We start from the raw sequence: 12,632 nt of genomic DNA, 5'->3' as shown, positions 1-12,632 counted from the left end.
TGAGCGGAGCGATGCGCGGAACGGTTCGAAAAATCACACTGCCGCGCCGCCTGGTCGCCGACCTCATGCACGCCTCGATCGGCGTGCCTTTTGTTTCGCTCACACGTCCGCTTCATATCCGCTCCTTGCAGGAAGCTCGTGCGCAGGCCGCCCATCGGCCAGGCTGGGCCGCGATCTTCGTCAAGGCCTTCGCGCTGGTGGCGAAGGAACAGCCGGTGCTGCGCACGCTCTACGTCAAATGGCCAATGCCTGCCTTTTACGAACTGCCGCGCAGCGTCGCGATGGTGGCGATCGCCCGGGTCGAGGACGGCCAGGATTGCGTGCTGCCGCAAAAGGTCACAGCGCCGGATGAAATGCCGCTTGCCGAGGTCGATGCCCTGATCCGGCACGCCAAGGAGGCGCCGATCGACGAGGTGCCGGCGTTCCGGAAGATCCTGCGCACCACCCGGCTGCCGCTGCCGCTGCGGCGGCTATTCTGGGCGATCGGGCTGAATTTCGGCCGCCAGCGGGCCAATTATTTCGGCAGTTTTGGCGTGACCTCGGTGGCCGCCTATGGCGCCGGCCAGCTCCACGCCATCAGCCCCGGACCGTTTGTCCTGAGCTATGGGGTGGAAAAGCCCGATCAGACCATCGATGTCGTGCTGCGCTGGGATCACCGGGTTACCGACGCCGCTCCGATGGCCAAGGCGCTGAACCGGCTGGAACAGGTGCTGAACGGTGAAATCGCCGCCGAATTGCGCTCCAATCGGCAGCAAAGCGACCCCAAACCGGTCCGGGCGGTCGCGACCTGACCACCTCCTGGCTGTCATTCCGGGATGGTCCGCAGGACCAGACCCGGAATCTCGAGATTCCGGGTTCGATGCTAACGCATCGCCCCGGAATGACATCACTTTCGTTGACAGAACGGCGGTTTCTCCTTAAGAACCCGCTTGCTCGCGGGCCGGTTTCGGCCCGCGATGCGTTTCGCGACCCGTGGTCTTCCCCGAGCTTTCGAGGCGGACCTGTCGGCCCCGGCCCTGCCGGTGCACAGGAGGGCGCGTTTCCTCAATACTCAAACCTAATGCAGAGGACGCGATGACAAAGCGCAGTGAGGCGAAATACAAGATCGATCGGCGTATGGGCCAAAATATCTGGGGCCGCCCGAAGAGCCCCGTGAACCGCCGTGAATACGGCCCCGGCCAGCACGGCCAGCGCCGCAAGGGCAAGTTGTCCGACTTCGGCGTGCAGCTACGCGCCAAGCAGAAGCTCAAGGGCTACTACGCCAACATTTCCGAGCGCCAGTTCCACGGCATCTACGTCGAGGCCGGCCGGATGAAGGGCGACACCGGTGAAAACCTGATCGGCCTCCTCGAGCGCCGTCTCGACACGGTGGTCTATCGCGCCAAGTTCGTGGCGACGATGTTCGCCGCCCGCCAATTCATCAACCACGGCCACATCAAGGTGAACGGCCGCCGCGTCAACATTTCGAGCTACAAGCTCAAGCCCGGCGACCTCGTCGAGATCAAGGAATCCTCCAAGCAGCTCACCCCGGTCCTGGAAGCAAGCCAGCTCGGCGAGCGCGACGTGCCCGACTTCATCGAAGCCGATCACGGCAAGATGACCGCGAAGTTCACCCGCATCCCCGCGCTGTCGGACGTCCCGTTCGCGGTCCAGATGGAGCCGCATCTGATCGTCGAATTCTATTCGCGCTGATCGGTTTTTGGTTCCGAGATATCAAAGCCCCGGTTTTCCGGGGCTTTTTTCTGTCCGCAGTTTGCAACTGCGCATGGTTCAAACACCGGCTTGCAAGTAGGATTCAGCCCAAGGTTCAGCCAAGGGGGAGCCATGGATTGAACCGGTGCCGGGGGACAACATGCGTTTGAGCGACTGCTACAACTTCCATGATTTCCGCAAGCTGGCGCAACGACGGTTGCCCGGCCCGATCTTCAACTACATCGACGGCGCCGCCGACGACGAGGCAACCCTTCGCCAGAATACTGCGAGCTTCGAGCGCTGCGATCTGGTGCCCAACGTCCTGCGCGGCGTCGAAGCCATCGACATGTCAGTGACCGTCATGGGCCAGAAACTGGCGATGCCGATCTATTGCTCCCCGACCGCGCTGCAGCGCCTGTTCCACCATACCGGCGAACGCGCGGTGGCCGCCGCGGCCGCGAAATACGGCACCATGTTCGGCGTATCCTCGCTCGGCACCGTAAGCCTCGAGGAATTGCGCAGGGCGTACGATACGCCGCAGGTCTATCAGTTCTATTTTCACCGGGATCGCGGGCTCAACCGCGCCATGATGCAGCGGGCGAAGGAAGCCGGCGTCAACGTCATGATGCTGACCGTGGACAGCATCACCGGCGGCAACCGCGAACGCGACCTGCGCACCGGGTTTTCGATTCCCTTCAAGCTGACGCTTGCCGGCATGGCCCAGTTTGCGGTCAAACCGATGTGGGGCATCAACTACCTCGCCCATGAGAGCTTCAAACTGCCTCAGCTCGACGAGCACGTTGACATGAGCGGCGGCGCGATGTCGATCGGCCGCTACTTCACCGAAATGCTCGACCCCGCCATGACCTGGGACGACGTCGCTGAAATGGTGAAGTCATGGAACGGGCAATTCTGTCTGAAGGGCATCATGTCGGTGGCCGACGCGAAACGCGCCGTTGAGATCGGCTGCACCGGTATCGTGCTTTCCAACCATGGCGGCCGGCAGCTCGACGGCTCGCGGGCGGCGTTCGATCAATTGGCTGAAATCGTGGATGCCGTCGGCGACCAGATCGACGTGATCATGGACGGCGGGGTCCAGCGCGGAACCCACGTCCTGAAAGCGCTGTCGCTGGGAGCCAAGGCTGTTGGCGTTGGACGCTTCTATCTTTATCCTCTCGCCGCGGCCGGCCAGGCTGGCGTTGAACGCGCCCTCGGCCTGATGCGGGCCGAGATCGAGCGAGGAATGAAGCTGATGGGGTGCAGATCGATCGACCAGCTCTCACGCGAAAATCTGCGCTTCAGATAATTCCTCCTCCCCTCTCACGTTTGCAAATGTCGAGAATCCCCCATGCACTACACCCCTGCCCCGCGCGATCCCAAGGCCGATCCCATCCGCATCAACCTGCTGTCGGACACGCAGACGCGCCCCACACAAGCGATGCGCGAGGCGATGGCGCGGGCTGAGGTCGGCGACGAACAGATCGGCGACGACCCGACGGTGAACCTGCTGTGCGAGCGTGTGGCCGACCTGCTCGGCAAGGAAGCGGCCGTATTCATGCCGTCGGGCACCATGTGCAATGTCGCGGCGACGCTGGCCCATTGCCGGCCGGGCGATGAAATTCTCGCCCATGCCAGTGCCCATATCATTGCGCGCGAAGGCGGCGCGCATGCAGCGCTTGGCGGATTCCAGATCATGCCGCTGCCGGGCGACGACGGGCAGTTCACGCCGGAGGTCTTTCGCGCGGCCCTTCATCCGCGCTCGCGCTACCAGCCGCCGCAGACCGTCGTCAGCGTCGAGCAGACCGCCAATATCGGCGGCGGCACCATCTGGAAGAAAGCCGCGCTCGACGAAGTCGTAGCGATTGCCAAGACGCACGGGCTCATCACCCACATGGACGGCGCCCGGCTGTTGAACGCCTGCATAGCTACCGGGATATCGGCGAAGGACATGGCCGCGGGATGGGATTCGGCCTGGATCGATTTCTCAAAAGGCCTCGGCGCGCCGATCGGCGGCGTGATTGCGGGGTCGCGCGCCTTCATCGATGACGTCTGGCGCTGGAAGCAACGTCTCGGCGGATCGATGCGGCAGGCCGGCATTTGCGCAGCCGCCTGCGTCTACGCGCTCGACCATCACGTCGACCGCCTCGCCGACGATCACGCCAATGCACGGGCGCTGGCGCGGGGGCTGTCCCAGATCAACGGCATTGAGGTGCAGCAGCCCGAGACCAATCTGGTGTTCTTCAGGCCTGACGGCGCCGGCCTCGCCGGCGACAAAATGGTCGAGGCCTTGCGCAAGCGCGGCGTGCTGCTCGCCATGATGGACGGCCGCATTCGCGCCTGCACGCATCTCGACGTCAGCGCTGCGATGATCGAGGAGACGGTCGGCATCGTGCGCGAGATCGTGCGCGGGGCGTAGGCCCACAAATCTACGGAACGCGCTTGGCCACGCGATCAATCCCGTTTTGATGAAGGACCAACTGCGTCGCGCCGGTCGGACCGTCGGCATCGAAGGTCAGAACGGCGTCGACAATTGTGTAGAAGAAATCCCGTTCGCTCTCGGGGAAGACTTCGTAGCGTTCCTGTCTCGTTGCCTGCGCAAACAGGCGATCCCCTTCCCTGGAGACGCGTATCTGGAATGTCGGCGTGATCTCGTAGGTCCCGACCAGTCGCTCCAGGCCCTCAGCGCTGACGTTGATCCGTTGCTTCACCTTGGGCTGGCCGGCAGGCCACCGATATTCGGTCGCGATGCTGCGCATGATCTCGTTCGCCAGCGGACCACCCCGCGCGCCATTGGTCATGATGACGGCGCCCTCGCCGTTTTCGAACGCCATCATCACGTTCACAAAGCCGTCGTTGACACCCCCATGCAGGAAGCGCCGGTTCGGAGGCGATTCCTTGACAATCAGGCTCAGCCCGTAGTCGCCGAGCCCCGGCGTCAACATTTGAGCCGTCATCGATTGGGACAACACTAGATTTTTTCGGCCGGCCCATGCCTCCTGCAGCGCCTGTGCAAAGCGCGCCAGATCGGTCGGCGTCGTCCATAGTCCGGCGGCGGCAAGCTCCGGATAGGTATGCGGCCCGCCCGGCACGGGCGCTCCGGTCCCGCGATAAGGGGTCGCGGCCGCCTGCGCCTCCTTTGGCGACAGCGGCTGGACAAAACTGCTGTCGGTCATTCCGAATGGCTTGAGGACGATGTCCTGAACGAGACCGGGAAACGGTTTGCCCGTTACGTCCATGAGCAGTTGCTGCATGATCGTGTAGCCGCCACCCGAATACTGGAATCGAGTCCCGGGCGCATATTCAACGATGATGGGGGCGGTGTTGGCCGGCAGCGTTCCGTTGAGGACGTCGATGAGCGAAGGTACCGGCTTGTCCGCCGCATAGCCAGGAAAACCGTGCACTGATATTCCCGCCGAATGACTTAGCAGTCTTCGAAGCGTGACTTTGGATTCCCCGCTGTACGAATTGGCCGGAATTTTCCAGCTCTTGAGGACAGAATTGACGTCGGCATCAAGATCAAGTTGGCCGGCCTGAACCAGTGCGAGCGCTGCAACCGCCGAAACGGGCTTGCTGATCGAGCCCGCCTGGAACAGCGTTTCGGGCGTCACGGGTGGACCGCCGGTGGAGACAGACCCGAAGCCGCGGGCCCATTCGATCGTGCCGCCATGAAGCACGGCGACGCTGACGCCGGGGACCTTGAGCTCGGCCATCCGGGCCGAAAGTGCCATCGGAGACTGACCGGCCATCACGATGGCAGGGAGCAAGCCATCGGCGACGCGCTGGATGCGCTGCTCGATCTCATCCTTGCCGGCGGTGGCCTTGTCTTCCGCCGACGAAGGAGAGGCGATCATCACGCCGGCTAATTGGACGGCAAGTAGTACCCGGCAACCGAAATTGAATTTCGTTGGTGTCATGGGAATCCAGCCTGCCCCCGGGGACGACATGCCAGGATTTCCCCGCGCTCCCCTCACCGCTCCATCGCCAGTCTAAATCTGTTCGGGCTGCGACAACAAGTTCGACCTCCAGGCATCAACTCGAATTCCGGCGGACCGGTCCGAACTCAGGCAACAGCAGCAGTGCGCGCCCGCCATAGCGCACTGCCGAGCAGGACATACACCGCCGCAGTCCACATCGCCTGCCAGTTCTCGAACCCTTCGTTGAAGACAACGTAGACCGCCGCCATGGCGAACAGCCCGGCAAACACGGCTTCCGAGAGCGGCCGCTCGCCGGATTTCGAACCGTTGAGGAATGCCAAGGTCCAGAACGGCACCACGGCCATGGTCAGGGCGGCGAACGGGAAATCGCGCCAGCGCGCGTCGAATATCAGGCTGAGCGCGGATTGCGTGGCGATGAGCGTCGTCACGATCAGCGTGATGCCGAGCATATTGGCCATGAAGAATGGGGTCAGGTCCTTGGGCGGCCCCAACACTTCAAGAAACGACGGAAGCCCGCGCCCCGAGATCAGCGCGTAGGTGGACAGCAGCGGCGCAGCCACCGCCGCCGCCAGCAGGAAACCCTGAACCAGCCAACCGCCGGCCCCGTAACTCTCGTGGAGCATCTTGTCCACGCTCACGCCCAGCAGGATTCCGCCAGTGGTGGCGGACACCGCGACCGCAAGCCACGATGCCAATGGCATCGGCGACGGCCGCCGCTTCAGCGTGACCAGGGCTACGGCGAATACGCCGATGCAAAGAAACAGCCCGCATGCCATCTGCAGCTTCCAGAGCGGGTAATTGCTGATGGCCACCCCTGCCGGATATTTCAGCTTGCGCTCGATCCCGTCGAACAGCCCCCAATAGCCACCCACCGTTCCTTCCCAGCGTCGCTTCCACGGCTCGTCATAGGCCTCGAAAAAATTGACGCGAAAATTATCCTGTCGCGCCCGCTCGAGAATCTGGGAAATGAAACGCGCCTGATTGACGCGGGAAGCCAGCGCGCCGTCGCGCATCCGCCCATGGCTCGGCCAGCCGGTTTCCCCGATCAGGATCTCCTTGCCGGGAAACGCTGCCACGACCTGCTTGCGAATGTCATCGACATGCGCGGCCGCATCTTCGGCGCGCGGCGGAACGTCCTCCCAATAAGGCAGGAAATGGGCGGTGACGAAATCGACATCCTCGCCCACTTCGCGGTAGCGCAGCCAGAATTCCCAGACATCGGCATAGGTCACCGGCACGTCCACGCGCGGCTTGACCGAACGGATCGTTTGGCGAAGGTCGTCCACCGTCATGTCGCCGCGCAGCAGCACTTCGCTGCCGACGATGATCGCCGCGACCACGCCGGGATGATCCTTCACCAGCGAGACCGCGGTGCTGATCAGGAGCGCGTTCTTGGCGCGATCGCGTCCGATCCAGACGCCGAGCAGAACCTTCAATCCGACCTTCGACGCAAGTTCGGGCACCTTGTCGAGCCCGTTATCGATGGAATAGGTGCGGATGCATTTGGAGACCTTGGCCAGTTCGCGTAAGTCCTCCGCGATCTGCGCCGGACTGACGATCAGCGTTGGATCATGCGGCGTCTGATCGCCCCTGAACGGCGCGTAGGAAACGCACTCCAGCTTCGCGGCATCATCGATCGGCGCGCGCGTCAGCGCCACCGGTGTGGCGAGCCACCACCACACCGCGGCGATCATGCCCAGCGATACAATGAAAAGCGCCAGCGGCGTGCGCAAGCTGATCGTCCTGCTCCTCAAATCGGTGAATATATCAGCCTGTTTAGCGGTGCGCGGCGGCCCTGTCGACCCGCGGATTCAGCCGCTTGCACAATTGCACCGGGACACCGAAGCAGTGATATTAGACCTGCTTCGAACACGAAGCATCAAGAGTGAGCCTTGTTTTGCTCAAGATTGATTGATCCCGGCGCGGCGAGTGAAGCGATGCCATTCAAGAGATTTTCCCGGCGGCAATTTGGCAGAATTGCGGGCTGGTCGGCACTTGGCATGTCGATGCTGCCAGCCGGGTCCGGACGAGCCCAATCGGATGCGGATAGCGGAACACGAAATCGAACAACCTCTTCCGGTTTTCCGAGCGGTTTCCTGTGGGGCACGGCGACCTCGGCCTATCAGATCGAGGGAGCCGTGAACGAAGACGGCCGCGGTCCGTCGATCTGGGACCGTTTCTCCCACACGAGCGGCACCATCTCCGATCACAGCAATGGGGATACCGCGACCGACCATTATCGTCTGTACAAGGAAGACATCCAGTTGATGAAGGCGCTCGGCGCAAAGGCCTATCGATTCTCGATCGCATGGCCACGCGTCTTCCCGGACGGAGCCGGCGCGCCAAATCCAAAAGGCCTCGATTTCTACAACCGCCTTGTCGACGAGTTGCTGGCGAACGGTATTCAGCCGTTTGCGACGCTGTATCATTGGGACCTGCCGCAGGCGCTGCAGGATCGCTTCGGCGGCTGGACCTCGCGCGACACCTCAAAGGCCTTTGCGGATTACGCAGGCCATGTCGCGGGGCGCCTAAGCGATCGCGTGAAGCACTTCTTCACCATCAACGAATGCTCCAGGTTCGTCCATCTCGGCCATGAGTTTGGCGCTGATGCGCCGGGGCTCAAACTATCCCCATCGGACGTGAAGCAGGTCCGGCACAACGTCGCGCTGGGGCACGGTCTCGCGGTTCAGGCGATCCGGGCCAATGGACAGGCCGGAATCAGGGTCGGTCCGGCGGAGAATGCCGTGAGCTGCATCCCGGCCATCGAAACGCCTGCGAACATCCGCGCAGCCGAGATCGCGACGCGCGAGCTCAATGCCGGCTATTTGACCGTGATGCTCGAGGGAAAATACACCGATGCATATCTCGCGCAGGCCGGCAAAGATGCTCCAAAATACACCGCCGAAGATCTGCGCATTATCTCCTCCCCGATCGATTTTGTCGGGCTGAATGTTTACATGCCTGATCATTACGTCGTTGCTGCCGACAACGAACGCGGCTTCACTCTGGCGCCATTTCCCAAATCGTTCCCGCACATGAAGGCGACCTGGCTCAGGCCCGGCCCCGAAACAATGTACTGGGTACCACGCCATGTGGCCAAGCTGTGGAACGTGAAATCGATCTACATCACCGAGAACGGAACGTCGGGGAGCGACCAGCCGGCCGCGGACGGTACGATCTACGACGTGGATCGCATCATGTACTTACGCAATTATCTGACGCAGTTGCAGCGCGCGACATCAGAGGGCGTGCCCGTGCTTGGATATTTTCTGTGGAGCCTGATGGACAATTTCGAATGGTCGGACGGGTATGAACAGCGCTTCGGCCTCTATCACGTCGACTTCGATACCAAGCGCCGGACGCCAAAACTGAGCGCGTCATTCTATCGCGAGACGATCGCGCGCAACGCGGTCGCGTAGTCAGGCGATCGTCAATCCTCTATCAATCCTTGCGCAGGCCCTTGCCCAGCGCCTCAAACATCATCGTCTTCAGCGCCAGTTGGATTCGCCCACCTTGCGTCGGGGCCTGCACCATGCAGACAACGAGCATATCGTCCTCGGGATCGACAAAATAGAAACTGCCGCCCGCACCGTCCCAGCGGTATTCGCCGAGCGGCCATGTCGTATTCGGCGGCGGTGAGGTGCGCACGGCAAAGCCGAGACCAAAGCCAGAGCTCGGGCCCGGGAAATAGAAGGGATCGTGAATGATCCTGGTCTCTGGCCCGATCTGATCCGACGTCATCAGTGCGACTGTCTCGGGCTTGAGGTACCGCTTGCCGTCCAGTTCGCCTCCGTTCAGCAGCATTTGCAGGAAGCGGGCGTAGTCCCCGGCCGTCGAGACCAGGCCCGCTCCGCCGGATTCCCAGCGCCGCGGCAATGCCGGGTCCCTGATTCCGGCCACCCGAAAACGATCGACGGGAAATGCCTGGGCAATGCGCGACCACTTCGATGCATCAGCGACATAATATGCGGTCTCGGACATGCCGAGAGGATCGAACAATCTTTGCTTTTCGAATTGAAACAGCGTCTGCCCCGACGCCACCTCGACGACGCGGCCAAGCACGTCGGTTGAATGGCTGTAATTCCAACGCACCGCGGGCTGATCGGCTAGCGGCAGTGTCGCGATCCGGTCGGCGAATTCGGCGTTATCGAAATCGCCGGCGTACAGTTTGGGATTGGCGTAGAGTTTCTGCACCGCGGTTTCGCCGAAGAAGCCGTAAGTGATACCCGAGGTGTGCCGCAGCAGATCCCTGATCGTGATCGGGCGCTTCAACGGCTCGAGCTTGAGCGGATACTGTCCTGCTTCATCGGAAAGATCGACGCCGACTTTTGCATCCGCAAAGGAACGAATGTATTTCGATACGGGATCGTCGAGAGCCAGCTTGCCGTCGTCGACCAGCATCATCGCGGCAACCGAGGTAACGGCTTTCGACATCGAATAGATCTGGAAAATCGTGTCCGGCGTCATCGGCTGGCCGGTCGCCGGGTCCCGCACGCCGAAACTTTGCAAATAGACCGGCTTGCCGTGCTGCTGGATCAGCAGGACAGCGCCGGGAATCTTGCCGGTCGTGATTTCGTTGCGAACGTAATCGGCGATCTGTTCAAGGGCCGCGCGTGAGAAAGTTGGTGCATTCGGCGCTTTCGGCTCGGCTCGCACCGCGTGCAGCCATCCGGCGGCCAGGAGAATGGCCAGCGCCGCTACAACGAGGGTGCGCCCTGCGGCGCCGCTAGTTCTCCAGCGCTTCATAGACCAACTGCTTCAGCGTCCGCTGGACGCGCTGGCGCTCCGTCGGCGTCTGCTCCAGCACCACGAAGAACATGTCCTGCTTGCGGTCGACCACCATGTAGCAGCCGGCAGCGCCGTCCCATTTCAGTTCGCCCAGCGATCCCGGCGGCGGCGGCTTGGCGTTGCCGGCGTCGGTGCGCACGGCAAGCCCAAGCCCCATGCCGAAGCCGTCACCGGGAAAATAGTAATGATCCCGCGCAACGCCGGAGTCCTTGCCGGCGTGGTCTGATGTCATCAGTTCGAACGTCTTCGGGCTGAGATAGGTCTTGCCCTCGAACGTACCGCCATTGGCCAGCATCTGCGCAAACTTCGAAAAATCCGACATGGTCGAAACCATGCCGCCGCTGGCGGATTCCCACTTCTGGCGAACCTCGGTCCTGTAGAGGCGGCCGACCCGGAAATCGCTGTCGTTCGGCAATGGTTGGGCAAGCCGCTGCAGCCGCTCCGGTTCGGTAACGAAGAAGCCGGTGTCGGTCATGCCGAGCGGATCGAGCAGCTTTTCCTTTTCAATATCGAGCAATGATTTGCCGGACACGATCTCCATGATCCGCGCCAGGATGTCGGTGGAATGGCCGTACTGCCAGAGCGCGCCCGGCTGGTTGTGCAGCGGCAGCCTGGCGATCCGCTCGGCGAATTCGGCAAGGTCGAATTCGCCCGCATAGAGGTTCGCCTCCTTGTAGGCCTTGCGCACCAGGCTGTCGCCATAGAAGCCATAGGTGATGCCGGAGGTATGACGCATCAGGTCGAGAATGGTGATAGGCCGGGTCAGCGGCACCAGTTCGAGCGTCCTGGTACCGTCCTCGGCCTTTTTCTCCTCACCGACCTTCATGTTGGCGAAGGAGGGAATGTACTTCGAGACGGGATCGTCGAGCTTGATCTTGCCGTCCTGGATCAACTGCATCGCCACGACCGAGGTGATCGCCTTGGTCAGCGACGACAGGCGGAAGATGGTCTTGTCGGTGATCGGCGCCTTGGACACCACGTCCTGCACGCCGAAGGTTTCGTGATAGACCGGCTTGCCGTGCTGCTGGATCAGGACGTTGGCGCCGGCGATCTTGCCGGTCGACACCTCGTTCCTGAAGAACTCGGTGATCTTCCCAAGCTTGTCCTTGTTGAAATGCGCGCCGGCGGGAATATCGAAAGTGCCTTCCGCGCGGGCGGACGACAGCGTGGCAAGCATCAGCGCGCCGAAGCCCAGCGCGCGCAGCATTCCTGATGAATTCATTGGACCCTACCCCTCTCCTTGGAATTCACCGGAGAGTGTAGCGGCGGCTTGTCAGTCGGCACAAGGGCTGCCGAAGGTATCCAATGCCGCCTGATGCAACTGGGCGCTGGCATCGGAGAAGCAGCAGAAGACCACTTGCACGACTGTGGGTGCAGCCGCGAGCGTATCGACGACGGTCTGTACTGCGATGCCGGCCGCGCGATCGGCGGGGAAGCGATAGATGCCCGTTGAGATCGCGGGAAAGGCGACTGAAACAAGGCCGTGCTTCTCGCACAATTCGATCGAGCGACGATAGCAAGAGGCAAGCAGATCGTCCTCGCCAAGCGTGCCGCCATTCCACACCGGCCCAACCGTGTGGATCACGTACTTGGCCGGCAGGCGATAGCCCTTGGTGATCTTGGCGTCGCCGGTCTCGCAGCCGTGGAGCATCCGGCATTCAGCCACCAGCTCAGGCCCCGCAGCACGATGGATCGCGCCATCGACGCCGCCCCCGCCAAGGAGCGACGAATTGGCCGCGTTGACGATGGCGTCAACGCGCAAGCTGGTGATGTCGGCAACAATGACTTCGAGCCGCGCCTGGCCGATCTGGCGCGCGCGACCGCTCAGGCCGAGGCCGCCGCGCTGACGGTGACGCCCTTGTCGGCGAACAGCTGCTGCAATTCACCGGCCTGGAACATCTCGCGGATGATGTCGCAGCCGCCGATGAACTCGCCCTTGACGTAGAGCTGCGGGATCGTCGGCCAGTTCGAATATTCCTTGATGCCGTTGCGAAGTTCGGCGGATTCCAGGACGTTCAGGCCCTTGTAGCCGACGCCGACGTGGTCGAGGATCTGCACCACCTGGCCGGAAAAACCGCACTGCGGAAACTGCGGCGTGCCCTTCATGAACAGCACAACGTCGTTCGACTTCACTTCATTGGCGATGAATTGTTCGATGCTCATATTCGCTTCCTTTTGCGGCTCAGCCCCCTGCGGCTTCGCCTGACGGGCCGGCTC

11 protein-coding genes are annotated in these 12,632 nt (G+C 62.2%); 5 read left to right on the top strand and 6 right to left on the bottom strand.

The genetic code is table 11. The annotated features are described in order from the left end of the window. The first annotated feature begins 11 nt into the window (after positions 1-11). From C7G61_RS17555 to C7G61_RS17540, 4 genes are all read left to right on the top strand, one after another. Positions 12-791: an acyltransferase gene (locus tag C7G61_RS17555; protein WP_108516456.1), complete on the top strand. Its 780-nt coding sequence runs from the start codon at positions 12-14 to the stop codon at positions 789-791. Between the two features lie 283 nt (positions 792-1,074). Further along, positions 1,075-1,692 carry a 30S ribosomal protein S4 gene (gene rpsD, locus C7G61_RS17550; protein WP_108516453.1) on the top strand — a complete coding sequence of 206 codons (618 nt, stop codon included), beginning with the start codon at positions 1,075-1,077 and terminating at the stop codon, positions 1,690-1,692. A gap of 160 nt (positions 1,693-1,852) precedes the next feature. Continuing rightward, a complete protein-coding gene (locus C7G61_RS17545) occupies positions 1,853-2,998 on the top strand; it encodes an alpha-hydroxy acid oxidase (RefSeq protein WP_108516450.1) in 1,146 nt (381 codons plus the stop codon). Positions 2,999-3,040: 42 nt separating this feature from the next. Next, positions 3,041-4,108 carry a threonine aldolase family protein gene (locus tag C7G61_RS17540; protein WP_108516448.1) on the top strand — a complete coding sequence of 356 codons (1,068 nt, stop codon included), beginning with the start codon at positions 3,041-3,043 and terminating at the stop codon, positions 4,106-4,108. A 10-nt stretch (positions 4,109-4,118) separates the two neighbouring features. Here C7G61_RS17540 and C7G61_RS17535 read toward each other — a convergent pair whose 3' ends face one another. Both C7G61_RS17535 and C7G61_RS17530 read right to left on the bottom strand, forming a co-directional pair. Further along, the gene (locus C7G61_RS17535) at positions 4,119-5,606 is read right to left on the bottom strand and encodes a serine hydrolase (protein ID WP_190241860.1); all 1,488 of its coding nucleotides are present in this window, start codon (positions 5,604-5,606) and stop codon (positions 4,119-4,121) included. 146 nt (positions 5,607-5,752) lie between these two features. Further along, entirely contained in the window at positions 5,753-7,321 is a 1,569-nt protein-coding gene (locus C7G61_RS17530; RefSeq protein WP_338026092.1) for a glycoside hydrolase family 17 protein, read from the bottom strand. Between the two features lie 243 nt (positions 7,322-7,564). Here C7G61_RS17530 and C7G61_RS17525 point away from each other — a divergent pair, with 243 nt between their 5' ends. Then, a complete protein-coding gene (locus C7G61_RS17525) occupies positions 7,565-9,046 on the top strand; it encodes a GH1 family beta-glucosidase (RefSeq protein ID WP_108516441.1) in 1,482 nt (493 codons plus the stop codon). 22 nt (positions 9,047-9,068) lie between these two features. On the opposite strand, the gene C7G61_RS17520 is transcribed toward C7G61_RS17525, so the two are convergent. From C7G61_RS17520 to grxD, 4 genes are read right to left on the bottom strand one after another with little or no spacing between them, the layout of a single operon-like run. Further along, positions 9,069-10,373, bottom strand: coding sequence for a serine hydrolase domain-containing protein (locus C7G61_RS17520; RefSeq protein ID WP_108516439.1), 1,305 nt, complete (start codon positions 10,371-10,373; stop codon positions 9,069-9,071). Beyond that, positions 10,354-11,637: a serine hydrolase domain-containing protein gene (locus C7G61_RS17515; protein ID WP_108516437.1), complete on the bottom strand. Its 1,284-nt coding sequence runs from the start codon at positions 11,635-11,637 to the stop codon at positions 10,354-10,356. The genes C7G61_RS17520 and C7G61_RS17515 overlap by 20 nt, the downstream gene beginning before the upstream one ends. 51 nt (positions 11,638-11,688) lie before the next feature. Then, complete coding sequence (locus tag C7G61_RS17510; RefSeq protein WP_108516435.1) at positions 11,689-12,243, bottom strand: O-acetyl-ADP-ribose deacetylase; 555 nt, start codon at positions 12,241-12,243, stop codon at positions 11,689-11,691. After that, a complete protein-coding gene (grxD, locus tag C7G61_RS17505) occupies positions 12,240-12,578 on the bottom strand; it encodes a Grx4 family monothiol glutaredoxin (RefSeq protein ID WP_108516906.1) in 339 nt (112 codons plus the stop codon). The genes C7G61_RS17510 and grxD overlap by 4 nt, the downstream gene beginning before the upstream one ends. Positions 12,579-12,632: the final 54 nt, after the last annotated feature.

This window comes from Bradyrhizobium algeriense (assembly GCF_003062295.1).
Taxonomy (GTDB): domain Bacteria; phylum Pseudomonadota; class Alphaproteobacteria; order Rhizobiales; family Xanthobacteraceae; genus Bradyrhizobium; species Bradyrhizobium algeriense.
This window is presented reverse-complemented; position numbering and strand designations above follow the sequence as displayed.